Consider the following 20,394-nt stretch of genomic DNA (forward strand, 5'->3'; position numbering starts at 1 on the left):
TGACGGAGATTTGGACCGGCGCAGCGGTCGCAACTGGATCATTTTTCTTCCGCAAGTCGTTTGAAGTAGGCTTCAGCGGCTGCGCGATAGCCGACGGGGACGGCGCGGAGATTGCCAACGGTAGACGATCCGAAGGCGCGAAAATCGGGAGTAAGCGTCTCCGCTTCTGATGGATCGTTCCCTTCACCCAGCGGGATCCAGGAACCGCGGCCGTTTCTGCCGAGCCGGCCCCCGGCAGATTTCTGTGGCATACCTTGCTGTGCGTGCGGTCCAATGATCGCAACGGGCGTCTGAGATCCAGGGAAGCTTTGTCCGACCTGCCATTGGGATCTGGCACCTTGACCGCCCGCCTGTTGGCCCGCCTGACCAGATTGGCCGATGCCACCTTGTCCCGCTTGCCCTTGACCATTACCAGACCCGGGACGCGGCATCCCGGACCCCGGGATTCCCCGTCCTTGGGCAAGTTGATCCAAACATTGCTTGAGTTGATTTTTGGTTAATTTCAACGGCCCGTCCAGAGAATTGCACATCCCTTCACAGCTGTTGTTGCAATTGGGACAATCCGAGAGCAAGCTTTCCAGCTTATTGGCGGCTGCTTCGGCCGCTTCCCAAGCTGATCGGCCCGATCCCTGCCGCGCATTCCGAGCGGCGGATTTCTGGTCTTGCCCGATTTGCATCTCGTCGATTGCCTCGCAGATCTTAAGAGCATCGCCCGACATTTCTGGCAACTCTTCTTGCGCTGCCTCGGCTGCTTGTTTCAACTGATCCACGACTTCCTGCAATTCCTGCTCGAGGCGCTCCTGTTCGCCGGCAAGCCGGTCGGCCCGGGCTTGGTCTTCGGCAGTCATGCGCTCCTGATTCTGAAATTCCGCCAAGCGATCGGCCACCTCCCGCTGACGAGCAATCACCAGCTTCAACTGCTCAGCGGCCGCCAACACATTATCAGCCATGCGGAACAGTTCCAGGTCCTGTTCGGCGGCATCGAGCTGTTGTGTTTCTTTCTCGTTAAAGGGTTCATCTTCCTTTTGAAGTTTTTCCAGGGCCTGCTGAAATTGCTGCCGTCCCTCGGCATTTGCACCGCCCGGCTGCTTCAATTCCGACAGGGACTGCTCGACGTCATTCGCGTTTTGGGCCTGCTGTTTCAATTGCTTGCTGAGCCGCTTGAGCATTTCTGTGTAGGGCTCTTCCAGTTCATACAACTGCATCTGTTCGACGCGATGATCGAGCTGTTCGGCGAGTTGTTCGGCTGATTTTGAAAACTTCTGCAGTTGCTCTTCCTGTTTCTGCAACCGCTCAAGCATTTCGTCTGTCGGTTGGTCAGTGTTCTCGAGTTGCTTGCGGAGCATTTCCAGTTCTTCGAGCAATTCCTCCCGCTGTTTTTTGAGTTCGTCGAGCTTTTCGCGTACCGATTCAAACTCGGCAATTAGTTCCTCCATCTGATACTGCTGCCGGGCGTATTGTTGATATTCCTGCCGGGAAATGACTTGAATCACATACGTCTCGCTGTCGCGGAACTGTTTTCCGCCAGGATGGTTGTCCCATGCTGAAGCGTAATAAGTGATCACGTCGCCGGCGCGGGCGCCAAGCTCCTGCAGGTTGAATTCATAAACGGACCGGGCCCCATTCCCGTTGCGGGTGGTGAAGGGTAAATCGGCGGCCGAAGGTCCCCAGCCATTGACGCTACGGTAAATGCGAACCTTGGAAATGCCGATATCGTCGACCGCTTCGATAACGGTCGGCACGGTCCAGTCTTCGACCACGATAACGTGCGGGGCCGGCTCGACGATCGAAATCTGCGGCAGCTTGTCTGCAATCGCCGTGATCGGCCCTTCGATTCGTTCCAGGCTTTCGGCGCCGTTGGCGGCTTCCAGGGAAATCGAGTATTGCCCGTTGACACGGATGCGAAATGATCCGCTCACCGTGGTTGGATCGTCGGCAAGCGGCATGAGTGTTACCGTGGTTTGCTTGACATCCGCATCCGATTCAGAAGCCTCGGATTCCTTGAGGAGTAGTTTCCCGGACATCAGCGGCAGATTACTGCGTGCCTGGACCGTAATTTCGGTCCCTACAATCGCCCTCAGCCCCTTCTTCTGGGGTGGTGTTTCGCGGGATGGCCACTGGGTGTATTCCGGATAACGATAAGTAAAGCGGACGTCTTCAAAATATGGCACCTCGACAACGTCTAAATGCATGGTGCGGCTGCGCCCGCGGGGCGTGTCGATATAAAACGCGCGGGACTGTTCGGGGCGATCAATGTACAGTGAAAACTGCTGGTCCTGCTTGCGTAACATGGGAATCGGCTCACCCGACCGTCGTTGCTTGTCCAAAAAGACCACCGAGGCCTGTTCCACCGTTTCCGGGCCCGACAGCACCGCCTCAATGGTCGCCGGTTTGCCGTGGTAGACCGGCTCGGGCAAAATCGTGACCTCGAAGTCAAGCAACGTAAATGGTGGGTGGTCGCCGTGCGGATCCATGAAGCGGGGCACGACCATCGCCAACAAACGCGGCGCCGCCAAATGAAAGACGAACAACACCAAGCAAGCTGCTACGGCGATACCCAACGCTCGATACAGCGGCCGCAGTTGAATCACATCCAGCGAAGATATCCTATGCGCACGCTCGTCCGCGATGCGGATCACGCGTTGGCGGAGTTGCGTGCTCTGGCCGCCGGGTGACGATGTGGAAAAATCAACAGCATTGATGAACGAACTGTCCCGATCCCCCAAGCGCTCCTCGATCAAACGTGCGGTGCTGGAGGGATTGAAGCGGTTACGAAGAATCGTGCGCAGCGCTACGGCAAAGGCACCGCACAAACTGGCTACCAGCATCGCGTTTAACACAATTCGCACCGTAGGCGAGAGTGCTAAGACGGCGTCGGCGCACACAGCAAGCAGTGCCAACCCCAACAGAATGGCGAATGCGAGGCAAGCCATCGATGAGGTATCAAGAAAACGTTTCAAGCCGGACGTGGCCCGCAGCAGATGAAACAACGGCGAGTCTTTTCGAGACCCGGAGATAGTCGCCATCTGATTTTGCGGTTGAACGCCGGACCGCGCAGTTCGTTGATTCACCGCATTTCCCCTCTTGGTTTTTTGGGTCGGACTATGCATCGCTCGGGATCATCAACTTCATTCAGTCTATGATTCCGAATCGTGGTTGTAAAGCGGACTTGCCGGAGTCGATCACCACAGTCCCACCCAGCGGCGGATGAACAATTCCATCCCGATCCAGATGAGTAGAATCGTCATAATCCACCCCCGGTCCCATAAATAGGCCAACTTCGGCGGAGTGAGCATTGAGATGCGATGGTGTTGTAGCTGTGAAAATAAATCTTCGGTGTTCTCGGCGAGAAAAAACGATCCGCCGGAATGCTCAGCCATAATCTTCAAGGTCAGCATGTTCGAATCCGTCAGCAAGCGTTCCAGATTCATATCGTACACATTCAGTTTCTTTCGCAATTCGGCGGGAGTCATTCCAGGCGCATTGAGATGGACGTCATGAATGCCCGCCGTCTCCGGTTCCAATGTTGCCCGATATCGCAGGGCTGCTCCCGGCAAGCGGTGCAAGGCGATTTGATCGACGTGTCCCTCAGGATTCACAAATTCTAATGACGGCTCCTGTCCTCCCGCAGGGGCTTTTTTCAAGAAGACTTCGGCAGTGAGCGGATCTCCCAATCGGGACGTGGCCCGGCTGAGATTCAAGGCGACCTGCTGGCCCGGTTCGAAGTCGCCGCCGATCACCATCCAGCGGACGAGGTTGGACCACAACGTGTCGTAAAACCCGCGCAAATCTTCGTTTTCAGGAGTCAACAGGCTCCATTTCCAATGCCCTTCGCCGAGCAGGGCCGCCACCCTCCCCGTTCCATAGGCCATGCTAACTATCGCTGGCATGCCTTCGTCTTGCGGTCCCGTCGTGGCAAAGGCGCGGGCCAGTACGATGGTTCCCGGTTTCTCGCCATCGACAATTCGCATGACCTCGAAACCGGGCAGCCGCTCCAATGCCTCACCAGTATCGAAGCCGATTTTGGCCGGAGACATCCACAGGCTGCTGCGGCCCGAGGGTGTCAATTCCACGGACAACTCCTGCAGCTCACCCGTTCCCCAAACAACCGGTTCGACCGTGCTCATGATTTCGCTCAAACGGCTTCCTCGTTCGGATTCCGGATCGTAGGGCAGGCCGCGACTGAAGATCAGGTGGCCTCCTCCCTTGCGGACAAAGGCTACGAGTTGTTCTGCCGACTGATCGTCCAAAATGTGTTCGAGTCCCCGCCCTAAAATCACGATATCGTAGTTGGCCCATTCTTCTTCCCCGTCAGGCAGTTGCGAACTGCGATTCTCAACACGGGAGACGATTGTTTCACGTTTTTCCGTACTGACCTGCGAAATTTGCGTGAGTTCGAGGTGTTGGTCCTTTCTAAGCGACTGAGCCAGAAACTTACTGTCCCAAAACGGTTGGCCTTCTAGGATGAGGACGCGGATGCGGCGTTTCATCACCTCACAGAAAACGACTTGCTCGTTGTTGGCTAATTCCGTTTCCCTGTCTAGCGCATCCAGGGAAACGTCGTATTGATACTGCCCGTATTCGGGCTGCTGAATCGGAATTTGCAATTCCGTAACTCCGCTTTCGCCCAGCAATATCGGATACGTATCCACCATGTTACCCTGCTTGAGACGCACGTTGGCAGTGAGGCCTTGAAGACCGGTATGGTAGATCTTAACGAGAATTCCACCCGGTTCGTCGGGCAGTAGATAGTCCTGCATGGGAATCGCGAACAGGGCCGCATCGACGGTCGAACCGGTTCCCCCGACGCCGACGGTATAAAGCGGGACCTTCTTCGAGCGGGCCAAATTTGCGACCGACTGCATCGAGGTGTCTTCACTGTCGCGACCGTCACTAATGACCAGTATCGCATCTCCCTCCTTGGGCCCGACCTGGGAGATGGCGTCCTTGACGGATTCCGCCAAGAAAGTCGCATGCCCCTGCGCAACGGCCTCGGGGGCCGTGCGTAGTTTTTTTACGTAGAGCGGGCGAACTTGCGTGTCGAATGCCAGCATCTCGATATCGAACTCGCCCGCCAGTCGGCGGAGCTGCTCCTGGTCGATGACATTCTCTGTCACGTAGCCGATCCGTGACTGGTTGTCGCAATCGTTGGTCAGCATCGACTGCGAAGTATCGAGCAGGATTGTCAATTTCGAACGCCGCAGTTGTTCAGGACGCGCGATTGCGCGGCTAGGACCCATCAACACGGTGGCGATTGAGGCGATCAAAGCCAGCCGCATCACCAACAGCAGACTTGCCGATATGCGATTCGTCGGAAATACACGGACGAAAGCATACAAGGCCACGGCAGTTAGTACCGCGCACCCGCCGTAAATGTGCAGCAGCGGTACAATCGGCTGCCATTTCCAGGCCGACCAAGTTTCAATCGATAATAGAATGGGTTCGGACATCTCGCCTGTTTTTTCCGGCAGTGGAATTCATTCAACCATAGGAATCACAATCTTGAAGCTGCAACTGGTATTCTCGTCATCGTCTCCAGAGTCCTAAGAGAAACATTTCGCATCCAATGGCGCACATCGCCAACGTTAAGCAGTTGCCCCACAGCGGGCGCCCTGTGTATTCAAGGCTCGATTCCCAACTGCCGGCGATTTGCAGATCAGTTTCCACGCCCTGAGACGCCACAAATCCCTGCAGGCGGTCGACGTTTATGGCTTCGAGATCGCTTTCGCGGGGATCGACGTTAATGCCGACCGCCGCCAGCGTGCGATCGCCGTCAGTCACGCGATAAATCCCTGAGGTTTGCGGTTCCAACAGGCTGATGGAAATTCGATCCGCCAGGGTGGTCGTCCGTGATGGAACAGCGATGCCATCTTCGGTTTGAATTCGCAGTTGCCCATCGGCTGACTCCATCGCAAATTTTTGAGGAAAGTCATAGGTCTTCCCCGGCGGCGAATTCCGGAACCGTTCCTCCTCCGGCCGCAGGCTTTTGGCGAGGATTTGCATCCAGGCCACAAAGGTGCCATGTTTGCCGAGGTCGCTGGATGTCGCATCAGGGGAGAAGCCGGCCAATACTAATTGTCCCCGGCCGAACAACCGACTGCCCAACGCAGGTCTCCCGTCGGAAAACATCAGCAATACTTCGGCGTTCGGATCAGGGACTCCGGCCGCCCAGACCTGATTGAAGTGAATTTGAGAGACCGCTAATTGGCTTTGCTCGTCAAATTCGCGAAACCAGCGCGATTGCCATCGGCCGGATGTAATCCTGAGTGGTTCCGGCTGGCGGGAAAACCGAACCCGCTCCTCCGGCATCCACGGCAAAAGTCCACGCTCACCCGCCGTGACTTGCAGGGCCGCTAAGTTTTCTTTCACTGGACCGTCACCGCAGAAGAACACGACTCCCCCCCCGGCATCCACATAATTGACGATCGCACCGGCCGCCTCGACCGACAGTTGGGCGAGATAGCCGACAAACACCGCCGCATATTGTTCCAGCGGCTTGTCGGCCAATTCTCGTGAACGAATATGTTCCGCGGCATACGGATCAGTCTGATCATCTCGGGGCATCAGCGCCCGCATCATGTAATAGGCAGCCGTCCCCGGCTGTTGGGGATCGTCGTCACTGACGACCAACACCGGCAGTCGGGCCGAGGTCTCCACCGCCAGATACGCCCGATTGTCGACGTCCAAATCGTCATTCGGAATGGAAAAGGTCGCCGTCAGCAGGCCTGCCGCCGGGACCGTCGTACCGAAAGTGACTGTTTGCTGTTCTCCGGCCGATAGACTGAGCGTTTGCGACTGTGTCGTCTCTTGATTGCCGCCCTGTTGAATGACGACCGTCACCGGCACTTGCTTGGTTTGGTTCGAATAATTCGTGATCTGCACGGTAACGTCACACGTCTGGTCGGCCAAAGGCCGCGAGGGAAAATGTTGAGGATTGTGCAGTGCAATATTTTCCCGGGCGGCGCCTTTGATCTCGGCAAATCTGACCCGCGTCCCCTTCGGCAACATTTCAGACAACGCGTCGTTCCCCAAAAAATCGGACCAGTTCGCCGCCTGCATGTCGGAGATGACCACGATGTCGCGTTTCCCCGTATGTTCGGACAAGAGTTTGCCAGCGATCCCCAAGGCTGTTGAGAAATTCGCCCGTTCCTGACTCGGCTGAAATTGCGACAACTCGTTCTGCAACCCCGGCAGATTCGCGGTCAGTCTCGGAAATATGGCTTGCGGCGCCGAGTCGGCCAAGACGATGTTCGCCACATCAGTGCCGGAACGAAGAGCGTCGAGCGTCTGTTTGGCAGTGCCCCGCATCCTCTCACTGATGCTTACTCCGTCGATACGCTGATTCGTCGAGGCGCTGGTATCCAAAACCAGCACGACCGCTGCCGTATCATTGGCATGAGACTGATTCGCATAACCCTCGTTAAACCACACCGGTCGCGTAAAGGCCAACACGATACAGGTGAACGCCAACATCCGTAGCAGCAACAGGATCAAACGCCTCAGTCGCGACAGCCGTGCATGCTTGGCCGTCACCGCCTCCAACAGCGCAATCGTGGGAAAAATCAATGTTTGGCGGGAGTGGCGATTCACCAGATGCGCGATCACTGGCAGCGCCAGCAGCGTCAAGCCGGTGAGCAGCAGTGGTGTCGTCAAGGAGATCATGGTGAAAAGTTCCGTCCGAGTCGTTCACGCCAAGCGATGTGTGGCCGTCAGGCATACCGGAATCCCGCAGGTCGACTGCGACGCGTCTCGATATAAGTTTGTAGCGGCTTAACGTTGGGAATAACCTTTTAACTGGAAGCTCGATTGGCAAGATATTGTTCCAGCAAACGATAGTACGGTTGTGACAGCGAAGCCCGAAAATAATCGACGCCGATTCCCCGGCAGCGGCGGGACCAAGCGTCAATGAATTCCCGTGCTTTCTTTTGATATTCTGCGCGAATTTCGCTGACGTGCAGCCGCACGCGGCCTCCTGTTTCGCTGTCGATAAACACGCCATGTTCCACCTGCGGCAGTTCGATTTCATCGGGGTGCAGCACGTGAAACAGCACAATCTCCCCTCCCCCATGGACCCGTGCCGCCATGGCCTTGGCCACCCCTTCGGGATCGTCCCAGAGATCGCTGAATATCACCAATAGATTGCGCATAGAGCCTTGGCGGTTGAAGGCATTCAACGCTTCGGCCAATCCCGCTGGTCCGCCCGGACGAATCCGTTCCATCCGTCGCAGGATGCCCATGAGGTGTAGCATCGAACATTGTGCGGGGATTTGTTCATCCAGACCGTCGCGGCTGATAGCAAAACCGAAACGATCGTGTTGTTTCATCACCAAAAATGCGATCGAAGCCGCCATCATGCAGGCATAGTCGTATTTCGAGGCGTTTTTACGATGACCGCTCGTCGCGGAGCGATAGCCCATCGACGCTGATGCGTCCACCAGCAGATGCACCGTCATTTCGGAATGATGCTCGAAGAGCTTGATGAATAGCTTGTCACTGCGGCCCAATACTTTCCAGTCAATTTTGCTGACGTCGTCGCCCGGCAGGTATTCGCGATAGTCCCGAAATTCGACACTCTGGCCGCGCTGGTTGGTAGCGAAATGGCCCCCGTAGCGGCCATGAATAATCCGGCGGGGTGCAAACAACATGTGCGTCAGCCGACGCAGGTCGGCAGGCTGCAGGTATTCAAAAGAGAGTTTTCCCAAATTGGGCGTATTGGCCATGTCGGTCTCGTCGGAGGAACGTCTAAATTATCGATATGTCGCCACTGGTTCGCTCACTTCTTCGATGATACGGGTCACAATCGCCCGCGCGTCGATTCCTTCGCCCGTTGCGCTATAATTCGGCAAAATGCGATGCCGCAGTACGAGCGGGGCGACCTTGCGAACGTGCTCGGTCGAGACGGCCGGTTCGCCGTTGACCACGGCTAACGCTTTGGCTGCTAAGATCATATGTTGGCTGGCTCGCGGACCGGCACCCCAAGAGACGTAATCGGTCACGAAATCAAACGTGAGATCGCCTTCCGGACGCGTCGCCCGCGCGAGCATCACGGCATAACGCACAACGTGCCTCGAAACGGGAATTCGCCGGACGAGATGCTGAAACGCCTGGATCTCCTCAGCGGTGCAGACCGCGTTGACCTCAGATTCGCTGTCTTCCGTCGTGGCCAGCACGATCTCGACTTCTTCATCCGCATCGGGATAATCCATCCACAAGCTGAACATAAACCGGTCCAACTGCGCTTCTGGAAGCGGATAAGTCCCTTCCTGCTCAATCGGATTCTGAGTGGCGAAGACGAGAAACGGGCGCGGCAAATGGTGGGTTTGTCCCATGCTCGTGACCGTAAATTCCTGCATCGCCTCCAAGAGCGCCGATTGGGTCTTGGGCGGCGTGCGGTTGATTTCATCGGCCAAAACCATCTGCGCAAATAGTGGTCCGGGGACAAACTGCATTTTCCGATCGCCGGTTTGTGAGTCCTGCTGCAGCAGTTCCATGCCGATGATATCCGTGGGCATCATGTCCGGGGTGAACTGCACCCGCTTGAATTTCCAGCCGAGCACCTTGGCCAGCGTGCGGACCAGCAGTGTTTTTGCCAGACCGGGCACGCCTATTATCAAAGTGTGTCCTTGTGAGAAGACGGCTGCGAGGACGGTGTTGACCGTCGCCTCTTGCCCCACGATCACTTTCGCCAACTCCTCGCGCAGGCGGAGAGCGGTTTGATGAGCCTGCGACAACAGTTCCTGGTCGTCACCCGTCAATTCCGGTAATGAGTCTGCCATAAGATTTGATTTTACCCGATTTGCAAAAACAGTTCGTCGTGCCTATTTCTAACGCATGGCCGACCCGAAACGGTCAAGGAATTCGATAAAAAACGGTCTTTTCTGCAATTTGGCCGCGTCAATTCTCTGCTCTGAAAAGATTCAATTCACTCTCAAGCACCTTAAACAGATCGTCGGCATTCTCGGCGCGGCCGACAATGGCATCCATCTTTGGAGAAAGTACCAGCGGAATCTGCTCGACGCCGCTGGCATTGTATGCTCGGACGTCCTGGGAGATCCGCTCGTCAATCCAGGGATCGTTCAGCGCCGACTGCAACTTGTTTGCTCCGATAAGGTCCGCCGCATGTTTTTGGGCCTCCGCGGCCGCGCGGGGCATTTCCGGTTCGTACAGCCACGCGTCAAATTGGGGAAATTTCGAACGGTCCGCCCGCCACACCGCCAAGGCAATGCGGGCCAGTTCGCAGGACTCCTCGAACCGCGTTTCGGTCTCTTCCACCGATTCGTTGCAATCGGCATCCAGCGGCATCGGCAACAGCACGATGCAATAGGGCCTCGAATAGGAGGTCATCCGTTCGATCAGATGTCCGTGTGTGGCCCGGCAGTGTGGGCAACAATAATCGTACAGCAGCACAATCGGCACGTCGGCATCAGCGGATCCCAGGATCGGGACGTCGTCGACAGCCACAGGCAATTCTCCGTTGAGAACGGCAAGTTCACGCCCCGGTCCGGGACCGGTATCGGTGTTTCGATCACCCGGCAACCGCCCAAATTTCACCCCCGATTCGGAGAAAAACAACTGAGCCGAAAACAACATCAATGCCATTACGGCGCCCATCAAGACAGGCCGCCCCCACTTGAGGCGTTTTTCGGGGGAGGCCGACGTAGCCAGCGAAGTCTTTCCCCAAAAACACAGAATCGCAACGGCAGTGGCCAGTCCTGCTAAATGATCCGCCATACACCATTGGCAAATCGCCTTGACCACGAACAGTTGCAAACTCACGAACCACATGACAGAGAGGAAAATACAGGCAGTGAACGCCAACAACAGAGTGAGGCCTATCGACTGAACGCCGGCGCTGCGATCGGGGCTAACGAATATCGTTGCCCCAATTACGGCAAGATATACTGCCAACGCATAGGCACCCATCGGAAGGCCGAACAGAAATGACCAGCGACTGCGCAACACCTCGCTGCAACCCGAATCACTTCCGCACCCCAGAGGCAGACCGTGCTGTGAAATCGAGACGAATGTGAGATACGCCGATATCAAGACTGAAATGAAGGCAAAGGCACGAATTGCGAACAACATACGGCTCGCCTGTGGCCGCCGCTCTGGAGTATTTGCCAATACAGTCTCCAATTCACCAGACATTGCGTGCGCGTTCTCAATGGTGAAAATCCGGTCCCTCATCAGCAGCCCAACGGCTCTTCACTCTGGTATAGCTTCAGTCATTGGCAAATACAACTGCATCCATTGGGAAAGTGAGGATAATACATACAGTACGCCGTGAAAGCGGACAACTCAATATTTACGTTCAAACCGCCCCCGAAAGCTGATACTAGTGATACACCACCAGCCGTAATTGAGGGATGAACGTTGAATGGCGCACCGCCAAGACAATGATGGACGAAGATCGACCTGCAAAGGAAGGCCTAACGACAATCCCCGGCGACCAACCTAGCGCACTAAGCTCTGTCGGAAAACATCAAAGCCCATGATTCTGAAGTAGCGTTGAACGAAGGCTATTTTGATGAAGCCGCTGTAGTTTGTCGCCGTCTTATCGAAACGCGTCAGCACGCGGCGGCATTCTTTTAATCAACCAGTCAAACGCTCGATGATGTTGCGATCCCGATAGTGTTGGAGGTCAAAGTTCACAGGACGGGCGAGGCGGTAAGTCACGTCAGTTTGTCTTAATTCAATCAGTCTGGAAATCTAAGAGAATCTCTCGCTGGCTTCAAACCGAAGCGGCTTGCTTCCCCTTTGAACGAAGCCTTCACCAGTCAGTTCGTCGTTGGTTGCGCACTCAATCCCTAGCAAGCCGTCAGGTGTCGTCGGTTTGAATTCGCATTTCGCAGCCGCAAACTGCGAATGGTGTTTTTCACCGACAGCGTGTGCCCCCTCAGCCTCCATCATTCGGACGATTTAACCGCCGTCACGTCGTGAGTTCGCTATGTGCCTCCGGTCTGCCGGACCGAGGGGAGTTCGCGGTGGTCGATCGATCGCTCAGGCCACGCCCTCCTTTCGCACAAAGCGATATTTGTCTGAGGCACAGGCTTCGCGCGACTGTTTCTATCGCTGCCACAATTGCAAAACGCGGCCGATCTGAACGCCGTAGGTTTGGTTTTCGTCAGCCGATCGTGGCCGACAATCGTCAACTGGAGTTCCCTCAACAGGACATTGCGTTCAATGTGGTAGCTTCGGTTTCAACGCGGCGTAGCTAAACATGCCGAGTAGGGCTCCGGCCAGAGTGAACAGTGCCATCCACTCGCCAGACCCGATCTGAGCGTAGATTGGTCCGGGACAGGCTCCGGTGATGGCCCAACCGGCTCCGAAGAGCATACCGCCAATGATGACGCCTGTATGATATGGCTTCGGTTTGTAGGTAATTGGTTTCCCGTCGATTGATTTGACCTTAAACCGCTTGATGATGAGCATTGAAATCATCGCAACAACAATCGCGACACTGATGATGAGATACATGTGGGCTTCGCGAAACAGGAACATGTCGTGAACACGTTCCCAGCGTGCCACTTCGGACTTGATGAACAGGATGCCGAGGTAGGCTCCGATCAGCAGCACAAACAGATAGTTCAGCGGCGACATGCCGGATGAGTTTTGGTCCGCAGCTTTTGCTTCTTCGCTCATGAGTGTGTCTCCGCTATTACGCTGGAAAGATCAGTTGGCCGAGACCCCATGTCACGGCAAGGCCGCCGACGAAGAAGAAAATCGTTGCGACGAGACTAGGCCAATTCAGGTTCGAGATGCCCGTTATCGAATGCCCAGAAGTGCATCCTCCGGCGTACCGAGTACCGAATCCAATCAGGAAGCCACCAACGAGCAGCTTGATTCCGCCACTGGCACTGTCGAAAGATTCCGGTAGTAGTGGAGCCGGTTCGCTCGACAGGAATCGCGTCGCGATGAATGCGCCAACCGCGATCCCCACCGCAAATACGATCGTCCACAGGTTGGCTTTGCGATCGAATGTGCTGAGATATTCCAGCTTGCTGTTCGGCGCACACATCGCCCCAGCTTGTTGCAAGCTGGTCGAAATGCCAAACGCCTTTCCCGCAAGGATGTATAGCAGCGGAACGGTCAATCCAATCAAGATTCCCGATATCCACCACGGCCACGGTTCCGTAATCCAGTTCATTCGATGTTCTCCATTCTTCACTCTTGGTCATCAGGACTCGGTCGGACGGGAAGCCGAATGACGGCGCCCTCATCGAGACCTGTCTGTTCAACGTGAGCCGTCACCCGTGCGTCAGAATTTGGCTCGTTGAAAACGACATGCGTGTGTGTTGACGTGTCTGGGTGTGTCAGTTCGCCTGCGGCATTCTTGGCGAAAACGCCTACCAGTGTTCCAGTGAGTCGAGGAAACGAGCCCTCAAAGGGCTTTTCGTTCTCACTCAACTCCACTCCATGCAACTTCGCATGCACTGGACAGGCGCCTTGAATCACATGCAGTCGAACATCGATAAAGTCGCCGCTTGCCGTAAACACGAACGGCTTCGATGTGTCTATCCCCTGCTCACTGGCAAGCTGCTCGATGTATGCGTCAAATTCTTCAGAAGGCACTGCTTTCGATACCGTGTGATCCGTCCATGCAGAAATGTGATTCCCTACAAGCAGGGTTGCTTGTATCTCTGGATTCACATCAACCGGCTGTAGCTGATGTGCTTCGTCTACGGTCGTTGCAACGACTGCACCGTCCAGAACGGTTACTTCGCCTGTCAGTCCTTCCAACGCCCCGACGGCGTATAGATGCGGCTGCGATGTCGCTTCGGCAAGTGCAATGCGGCCATGATGCTTTTGCATGCCAATGACTTCACGCATTCGGCCGTACTGGATCAATTTCGATTCCGGCTCCGACTGCTCGGTGGAAGTTTGTTCTGAACCGTCCGATTCCTGCGTGCCCGGATTCTGGCTCTGACAACTGAAAGTGCAGAAAATCAGCGTTGCCAGCGCTGCCATCGTCGTCAACGTAAGTGTCTTGTTCATGGGATTCAATTCCTATTTCAACATCGGCAGGTAGGCGTATCCGTCGGCCTGAAGGTTGACCAGAGCAGTGAGCGCCGAAACGGCTACGTCGGCCTGCTCGGCGACTTCCGAAGGCTTCGCACCTTTACCGGTGAGCGATTGACCGCAAACATAAACTTTCACACCTGCCTTCTTTAGTTCCGACAGACATTCGAGATTCGGATTCGCTTTGCTGCTGAAGCGAGTGGAGTATGCATCGTTCCTCAAAACAGTCAGAGTCGCGTCGCCGTGCAGAACGACGGCGATGTCGACTTTCGCGGAGTCCTTTCCGGCTCCGGCGTAGATGTTGACGAAGCGGCACACCTTTTCGATGGCCGAGTTCAGCTTGTCGGGATCACTGCCTTTGGTGATGTCCACGACGATCTGGCTTCCGTCGCGAGGTTGGTGAGCCGCGCCGGGCAGTTGCACGACCTTGCCATAGTCTTTGATTGCTGGATTAATGTACTGCGGTTCGGCTGGACGAGTTGACTTGTCAGTCGGTGGCGAAGTTTGACCCGACGCCACCCCCAAACCCATTACTCCAGCGATTACGATGAGAGCGAGGACTGTTGCTTGATACTTCATTTCTGTTTTGCCTTGTGTGTGGTAAGTAATCTCTTCGCAGTTGAAATCATTGGCCTGGTTTTGTTTTCGTGGCGAAGAAGTGATCGTCGTAGGAGTCAGCAAAGCGGCGGCGAATATCGACTTCCGTTTCGCTCATCGCGACGACTCCAGGTGCTTCTTCGTCGCCTTGATCTATCGAACATAGAGACATCAGCTTCATAGTAATGGCTCACAACGTGACATTCACTCACTGATTTGCTGCTCCGCTTTGATCGGCTGTTGAAATTTGGGGCGATCGTGTGAGTTGACAAAAGCGGCAATGTCAAACGCCTCCCGAATCGTAAGATCGGTTTCTCCCGGGGGCATCGCGACCTTCAACCACGACGCCATCTTCGGTACCTTCGAAAGTCCAGCCCCGTCATTAAACGATTTGTGGCCCCAGACGGGCGGACCGTCGTCACTTCCACTCCCGTCATCGTTGTGACATGCGGAACAGCGGTCGGCATACAGCGACTTGCCACGCGCAAGGTCTGGTTGAACAGTTTGTTTCTTCAATGGTTGCAAACTGTTGGGACCGAGCGGCGCCTTTGGGTTCATCTGAATCGGTACGTCTTTCGACAGCCATGTGATGTACGCTGCGATCGCGACGGAAGCCTGGCTTCCGTTGGGAGGACGCTTTCCATTCTGACTCCGAATGAAACAGTTCAAAATGCGGTCTTCGAGTGTGATGACAGCGGATTCACGAGGGGAGTATGCCGGATAGACCGAAGCCACACCGATGAATGATGCCGCTTTGGGATCACGACCTGCATCGAGATGACACGATGTACATTGCAAATCGTTGCCGACATATGGCTTTGTCAACGGATGAGTATTGGTTTCCCTGACAAGGGATTCCCCCAAACGCACGGTTTTGCCGAGTTCGCCGGGCGGGTACGTGTCTTGAGCCTGCACTTTGCTCTGGCAAATCAGAACCACTAAAAGGCTGCCTGCTACGGTTGCTGTGTTCATGCAAGTTGCTCCGATGAGCCGGGGGACGGAATGTGTTTCGAGATGTAGGCTGACTCGCCCATGCGTTCAAGCAGATCGAGCTGCAACTCCAGCCAGCTCATGTGTTGCTCTTCATCCAAAGCAATTCGCTCGAAGATTGCCCGTGAACCGAGGTCGCCCTCTTCGACAGCTTGCAAGGACGACTTCGTGTAGAATGTGATCGCTTCCTTTTCGTCGACAAGGTCAGACTCGAACATCTCCTTGAGCGATGAAGCTCGCACCGGAGGTTTCGCCATCTTCATTTCGGGATCACCTTTAAGAAACATGATCCGCGACATGAACTCTTGGGAGTGGCCCAACTCTTCCTGCATCTCCTCGCGCATCTGTGTAGCCAGCAAGGTCATGCCCCAATCATCCAGCACTCCGGCATGAAGTTGGTACTGGTGGGCGGCGGTTAACTCCATTGACAGGGCAGTTTGCAGGTTCTTGATTGATTGTTTTTTAGCCATTGTCATTTCTCCTTGGGTTAGTGGAACGTGTCGTTTTTCGTCTGCGTCAGTGATTCGTTACGGCGGGTTCCTGATTTTCAAGCACTGATCTCCCTGAACGCGACGGTAGCCGTGGCATCTTGATTTCAGGGAACTCGCCTTCCAGTGAATTGAGGAACTCGACGATGTCGGCAGTGTCTTTGTCGGACAATTCGGTATCGAGTTCGGTCTCGGCCATGACACGCACTGCATCCGCGAGTGACTCAACGGCACCATTGTGGAAATAGGGTGCGGTGATCGTGATGTTCCGTAGCGTGGGCACCTTGAAGTTGTGCTTGTCGGCTTCCAGTTTCGTTGCTTCGTATCGTCCAAGGTCGCTATCGAGGCGAAACTGTTTGACGAATTCGCTCGTTGCGAATCGCGGAAACTCTTCAAACGATGGCTCCGTGTCTCCAACTTCCCAGCCATTGAATGCCGGACCGGAATGGCACTCCGTGCAACCAATGTTGTCGAACAGCTTCATCCCTCGAATTTGTTGGTCGCTCAGTGCCTTCTTGTCGCCTTTGACGTAGCGGTCGTATGGGCTGTTCGGTGTAACTAGTGTTCGCTCAAACGCGGCGATCGCCTTCACAGCGTTGTCGATGGTGACTTGCTTGTCGTCGCCGAACACACGAACGAATTCTGCTTGATAACCCGGAATGGCTGCGATTCGTTCAATTGCCTTTCCATGATTTGGCATGCCCATTTCAGGCGAGGCAACGACTGGCCCTTTCGCCTGATCTTCCAGACTCGGCGAGCGTCCATCCCAGAACTGTGAGGCTTGGAAGACGGAATTCCAGACGGTTGGAGCATTGCGAGGCCCGAGGCGTCCGTGAATGCCCATTGACGAAGGCCGGCCATCGTCGCCGCCTTCCATTATGTTATGGCAACTATTGCACGACACCGTGCCAGTCAGCGAAAGGCGTGGATCGAAGAACAGTTTCTTGCCCAATTCGACCTTCGCCGGGGTTGTCGGGTTGTCGGTTGGTGCTCTGGCCTGCGAAGGAAGCGGCGGTGTAATGCCAAGTGATGCTGGTTCCGTTGCTTCTGCTGAGACGCCTTCGCCTTCGGATTGCTCCTGTTTTACCGTCGGCAGCGTGTACGGCTTGTGGATTTCCTCCATGCCGTTCTTGATGAAGCGACTGACCAGTTTCGCGTGTTCCTGCACCAACATGATGACGAAGGGATCGTTGGCTTCATAAGCCACCCTCAGTCCCTTGTCAGTTTCTTCATACGTCAGCGTGTAGTCGTCGGCGCGCTTGATGAGTTCGACAAAGATCGGATGGAACGTCATCGGCGGGAGCGGATCATTTTCATGCACGCGGCTCTCCATTGCCGGAACGTGTTTCTGAATCAACGCAGCGATCTTCTCATCGTCCGACTCCGTGACCGCTTCTGCGCCTGTGGGCAGCATTTTTACGGTTCTATTGATCTTGTCGCGGTCATCGAACATCGCGTGCAGCGTCGTCATGTCCTCGCGATTCCCGCCCATCATTCCGGGACCGCGTCCCCTGCCTCTGCCGAAGCCTCGCCCTCGGCCGTGACCCGGGCCATGTCCGACTGCGGATGAATCACTGTCTGAAGCTGCCGCTGCTTCCTTGCCGTCTCCCTGTTCCGCTTGGTTGTCGCCCACTGCCGAAGGGACTTCGACCCAGAACCAGCCGCGCAGGTCTCCCTCGTTGAAACCGGTCGCCTGATCGTCAGGATAAAGTTCCGTTAGTTTCGATCGGACGTCAGGTGCGATGCCTTCTGTCGGCCCGTGACACACCAGACATTTTTGTTTGAGTCGAATCGGCAGCAATGCGCCGGTGCCTCCATGCGGCAATGCGACGAACTGTGGATCTTCCACGCGTTCTTCGACGAACGAGCGAGCCCAATCTGGCGGTGTATTCTTCACGTTGCGAAGTTTGAATGAAGTCCGACCGATGGCGACTCCTTGTTCTTCACCCACTTCGGTTGCGATCGCGGGAGCTTCGCGGCTGCAAACGCTAATTGCTGCTGCCGGTCCGTCGGCGCTCATGACCTCGGTCAAACGACCTGACAGTCGCGTAAACAACGCGTCTTTGGCGGCAATCGCTTTCTGTTTGGCGGTGTCATCAACTTGTTCCGCATCTGGCTGCTTTTCGCTCGTCGCTGTCTGCGGCGGCTGAGAACGCTGGCAGCCGATCAGACCAACGAACAGTAAGATCGTGGACCACTGGACCAGAGGCTTCATGGTCGCCTGAAAGCGGTAGGCGACGGAAGTTTTGTGTGTAATTTTCATTATGTTCGCCCTTTCAACATGCCGTGCCAATACAAGTTTGGTAGTCCGTACTTCTTCAGCATCAGCATGCTGAAGCGTTCTTTCGACTGATCAAATGGGAATGTCTCTGCAGGTTCCTTGTCGTAGTTGAATTCCGCCAGGACGAGACTGTCGTAACCGGTGACGACAGGACATGACGTGTAGCCGTCGTAGCTAGCCTTCAAAGATTGACCGTTCTTTTCGGCCAGCAGGTTCTCCACAAGCACAGGAGCCTGTTTGCGAATCGCCGCAGCTGTCTTTGAGGTGGGCAGGCTTGACGCGTCGCCGAGGCTCCATACATTGTAAAAACGACAGTGCTGCAGAGTGTGTTTGTCGACATCGACCCAACCGTCATCGTTCGCCAACGGGCTCTGAGCGACAAAATCGGGAGCACCCATCGGCGGAGTGACATGCAGCATGTCGTACTTTAGGATGACTTCTTCGCCGGTGTCCAGTTGCTCGAAGACGGCTTGTTTGGAATCAGGACGAATCGCCTTTAGGTTGTGCCGGAACTTGGTGATCGTGCCTTTTCGCTGAATGACACGTTCCAGCGTCTTTGCGTATTTATCCACGGCGAAGATGCGAGGGCTGGCCGACGCGAAGACGACTTCGCATTTGTCGCGAATCCCTTCACGACGGAAATAGTCTTCGGCCAGATGACAAATCTTCTGGGGGGCTCCTCCGCACTTCACGGCCCCTGCAGGCTGCGTGAAGATCGCTGTCCCGCCTCTGAAGTTGCGGATGTTCTCCCACGTCGACCCGACGGTGGCGAAAGAATAGTTACTGCAGACCCCCTCTTTACCCACGGCGTCCTTCAGTCCTTCAATCGCATCCCAGTTGATCTGAATACCGGGAGCGACCACGAGGTGATCGTATGTGATTGTCTGGCCGCTGCGAGTTGTCAGGGAGTTGTTTTCGGGATCAAATGTCGCCACGAAATCCTTGATCCACTCAGCCCCATAAGGAATCAGATCGGCTTCGCAACGCTCCGATTCCTCCGGTTTACACATGCCACCGCCAACAAGGGTCCACAACGGCTGGTAGTAGTGTTTCTCAGATGGCTCGATGATTGCCACATCGAGTTTTTCGTTTTCATTCAGCAGGCGGGCAGCCACGGTGATGCCGGCTGTTCCGCCGCCAACAATGACGATGTGATGATGAACGCTCATGGCGATTCCTTATTGAAGATTGTTGGTTTGTTGTTGGCTCGAAGCCGATTCGTTTGACGTTTGGCCGTTCAAGTCGCCGAAGCATTTGGCAAACCGAACGCCGAAGCCAAGTGTCCGCTGGAGGTTGGGATCCCTGAGGGCTTTCAAGAGACCGAGCATGCCGATTCGTTCGGGCGTTCGTTGTTCGCAGGTCTCTCGTTGGCAGTTGGCTAGCGATGTCGCCGCTTGCCCGATGACTTGCAGTGCGTGAGGATCGAGAACGTCGGACCGCAGCAGAAAGCCGAGCCGCTCGAGTTCGTCTTCGCTAACGCGGCAACCAAGCCACAGCAAAGCGTGCAGCCCCTGTGAGATACTTTTTTCGAGCTCGACTCCATGTGACTTGAAATTGGCTGCGTATTCGTCGACGACATCGGTTGCAATCGCTAAGAGATTGGGAACTTCGTCCAGCAAGCGGCTTGCTTCTTCTAGTTGCGGAAGCCGATCGACCAGTCTGCTGAGCGCCGACACGGCTTCAGGTTCTGTGACTATCAGAAAGAGACTGACCAATGAACCGAGCCGCTCCTCGACGGACGTACCAGACTGATTGATTTTCTCGCACTGTTCGTCGATGACATCGGCTACTGTTGCAAGCAGACCATCCGCCGCGTTGTTAGCTTGCACCGCTCGTTCGACAAGATGCTCAATGTCTTTTGCGCGGCCAACCAGCCGGGCGAGTGATTCCGCTGTCTCTGCATCATCCAGTTGTTCGCGAATTGGCATGTGTGCGGTATTGATTTCCATGTCTTAATTCCTCTTTGTTTTACGAGGGCGAACGTCGTTGGAGTGATCTGCATCCGCGTCCCCTGATTGA

General features: G+C 55.4%; 15 protein-coding genes. All 15 read right to left on the reverse strand.

Features of this window, described 5'->3' with window-relative positions; translation table 11 throughout:
• Positions 1-38: 38 nt before the first annotated feature.
• The 15 genes from Mal52_RS05730 to Mal52_RS05800 all read right to left on the reverse strand — a co-directional run bounded on the left by Mal52_RS05730 (position 39) and on the right by Mal52_RS05800 (position 20,324).
• The gene (locus Mal52_RS05730) at positions 39-3,071 is read right to left on the reverse strand and encodes a coiled-coil domain-containing protein (RefSeq protein ID WP_145374753.1); all 3,033 of its coding nucleotides are present in this window, start codon (positions 3,069-3,071) and stop codon (positions 39-41) included.
• Between the two features lie 111 nt (positions 3,072-3,182).
• Positions 3,183-5,450: a vWA domain-containing protein gene (locus Mal52_RS05735; protein WP_145374754.1), complete on the reverse strand. Its 2,268-nt coding sequence runs from the start codon at positions 5,448-5,450 to the stop codon at positions 3,183-3,185.
• 76 nt (positions 5,451-5,526) lie between these two features.
• Positions 5,527-7,662, reverse strand: a complete 2,136-nt coding sequence (locus Mal52_RS05740; RefSeq protein WP_145374755.1) for a BatA domain-containing protein — start codon at positions 7,660-7,662, stop codon at positions 5,527-5,529.
• Positions 7,663-7,790: 128 nt separating this feature from the next.
• Complete coding sequence (locus Mal52_RS05745) at positions 7,791-8,720, reverse strand: DUF58 domain-containing protein (protein ID WP_145374756.1); 930 nt, start codon at positions 8,718-8,720, stop codon at positions 7,791-7,793.
• Positions 8,721-8,747: 27 nt separating this feature from the next.
• Positions 8,748-9,776 (reverse strand): AAA family ATPase, encoded by a 1,029-nt coding sequence (locus Mal52_RS05750; RefSeq protein WP_145374757.1) that lies wholly within the window; start codon positions 9,774-9,776, stop codon positions 8,748-8,750.
• Between the two features lie 118 nt (positions 9,777-9,894).
• Positions 9,895-11,085 carry a vitamin K epoxide reductase family protein gene (locus tag Mal52_RS05755; RefSeq protein ID WP_197534683.1) on the reverse strand — a complete coding sequence of 397 codons (1,191 nt, stop codon included), beginning with the start codon at positions 11,083-11,085 and terminating at the stop codon, positions 9,895-9,897.
• Between the two features lie 1,095 nt (positions 11,086-12,180).
• Positions 12,181-12,642 carry a DUF6691 family protein gene (locus Mal52_RS05760; RefSeq protein ID WP_145374759.1) on the reverse strand — a complete coding sequence of 154 codons (462 nt, stop codon included), beginning with the start codon at positions 12,640-12,642 and terminating at the stop codon, positions 12,181-12,183.
• A 16-nt stretch (positions 12,643-12,658) separates the two neighbouring features.
• Positions 12,659-13,147, reverse strand: coding sequence for a YeeE/YedE family protein (locus Mal52_RS05765; RefSeq protein ID WP_145374760.1), 489 nt, complete (start codon positions 13,145-13,147; stop codon positions 12,659-12,661).
• Between the two features lie 17 nt (positions 13,148-13,164).
• Positions 13,165-13,995 (reverse strand): acetolactate decarboxylase, encoded by an 831-nt coding sequence (locus tag Mal52_RS05770; protein WP_145374761.1) that lies wholly within the window; start codon positions 13,993-13,995, stop codon positions 13,165-13,167.
• 12 nt (positions 13,996-14,007) lie between these two features.
• Positions 14,008-14,598, reverse strand: a complete 591-nt coding sequence (locus Mal52_RS05775) for a DsrE family protein (RefSeq protein WP_145374762.1) — start codon at positions 14,596-14,598, stop codon at positions 14,008-14,010.
• Positions 14,599-14,820: 222 nt separating this feature from the next.
• A complete protein-coding gene (locus Mal52_RS05780; RefSeq protein WP_145374763.1) occupies positions 14,821-15,588 on the reverse strand; it encodes a c-type cytochrome in 768 nt (255 codons plus the stop codon).
• Positions 15,585-16,076, reverse strand: coding sequence for a bacterioferritin (locus Mal52_RS05785; RefSeq protein ID WP_145374764.1), 492 nt, complete (start codon positions 16,074-16,076; stop codon positions 15,585-15,587). Before Mal52_RS05785 ends, Mal52_RS05780 begins: the two co-directional genes overlap by 4 nt.
• 46 nt (positions 16,077-16,122) lie before the next feature.
• Positions 16,123-18,357 (reverse strand): cytochrome c peroxidase, encoded by a 2,235-nt coding sequence (locus Mal52_RS05790; RefSeq protein ID WP_145374765.1) that lies wholly within the window; start codon positions 18,355-18,357, stop codon positions 16,123-16,125.
• On the reverse strand, positions 18,357-19,544 hold the full coding sequence (locus Mal52_RS05795) for an NAD(P)/FAD-dependent oxidoreductase (RefSeq protein WP_145374766.1): 1,188 nt from the start codon (positions 19,542-19,544) through the stop codon (positions 18,357-18,359). Before Mal52_RS05795 ends, Mal52_RS05790 begins: the two co-directional genes overlap by 1 nt.
• 9 nt (positions 19,545-19,553) lie before the next feature.
• Entirely contained in the window at positions 19,554-20,324 is a 771-nt protein-coding gene (locus tag Mal52_RS05800) for a helical membrane plugin domain-containing protein (RefSeq protein WP_145374767.1), read from the reverse strand.
• Positions 20,325-20,394 lie beyond the last annotated feature (70 nt).

This window comes from Symmachiella dynata, assembly GCF_007747995.1.
GTDB classification, from domain to species: Bacteria; Planctomycetota; Planctomycetia; order Planctomycetales; family Planctomycetaceae; genus Symmachiella; species Symmachiella dynata.

Bases quoted from the DNA above. Each gene is read 5' to 3' on its own strand.
- Mal52_RS05740 (WP_145374755.1), bottom strand. From the start codon at position 7,662: ATGATCTCCTTGACGACACCACTGCTGCTCACCGGCTTGACGCTGCTG.
- Mal52_RS05795 (WP_145374766.1), bottom strand. From the start codon at position 19,544: ATGAGCGTTCATCATCACATCGTCATTGTTGGCGGCGGAACAGCCGGC.
- Mal52_RS05775 (WP_145374762.1), bottom strand. From the start codon at position 14,598: ATGAAGTATCAAGCAACAGTCCTCGCTCTCATCGTAATCGCTGGAGTA.
- Mal52_RS05800 (WP_145374767.1), bottom strand. From the start codon at position 20,324: ATGGAAATCAATACCGCACACATGCCAATTCGCGAACAACTGGATGAT.
- Mal52_RS05765 (WP_145374760.1), bottom strand. From the start codon at position 13,147: ATGAACTGGATTACGGAACCGTGGCCGTGGTGGATATCGGGAATCTTG.
- Mal52_RS05750 (WP_145374757.1), bottom strand. From the start codon at position 9,776: ATGGCAGACTCATTACCGGAATTGACGGGTGACGACCAGGAACTGTTG.
- Mal52_RS05735 (WP_145374754.1), bottom strand. From the start codon at position 5,450: ATGTCCGAACCCATTCTATTATCGATTGAAACTTGGTCGGCCTGGAAA.
- Mal52_RS05785 (WP_145374764.1), bottom strand. From the start codon at position 16,076: ATGGCTAAAAAACAATCAATCAAGAACCTGCAAACTGCCCTGTCAATG.
- Mal52_RS05780 (WP_145374763.1), bottom strand. From the start codon at position 15,588: ATGAACACAGCAACCGTAGCAGGCAGCCTTTTAGTGGTTCTGATTTGC.
- Mal52_RS05760 (WP_145374759.1), bottom strand. From the start codon at position 12,642: ATGAGCGAAGAAGCAAAAGCTGCGGACCAAAACTCATCCGGCATGTCG.
- Mal52_RS05755 (WP_197534683.1), bottom strand. From the start codon at position 11,085: ATGTTGTTCGCAATTCGTGCCTTTGCCTTCATTTCAGTCTTGATATCG.
- Mal52_RS05770 (WP_145374761.1), bottom strand. From the start codon at position 13,995: ATGAACAAGACACTTACGTTGACGACGATGGCAGCGCTGGCAACGCTG.
- Mal52_RS05745 (WP_145374756.1), bottom strand. From the start codon at position 8,720: ATGGCCAATACGCCCAATTTGGGAAAACTCTCTTTTGAATACCTGCAG.
- Mal52_RS05790 (WP_145374765.1), bottom strand. From the start codon at position 18,357: ATGAAAATTACACACAAAACTTCCGTCGCCTACCGCTTTCAGGCGACC.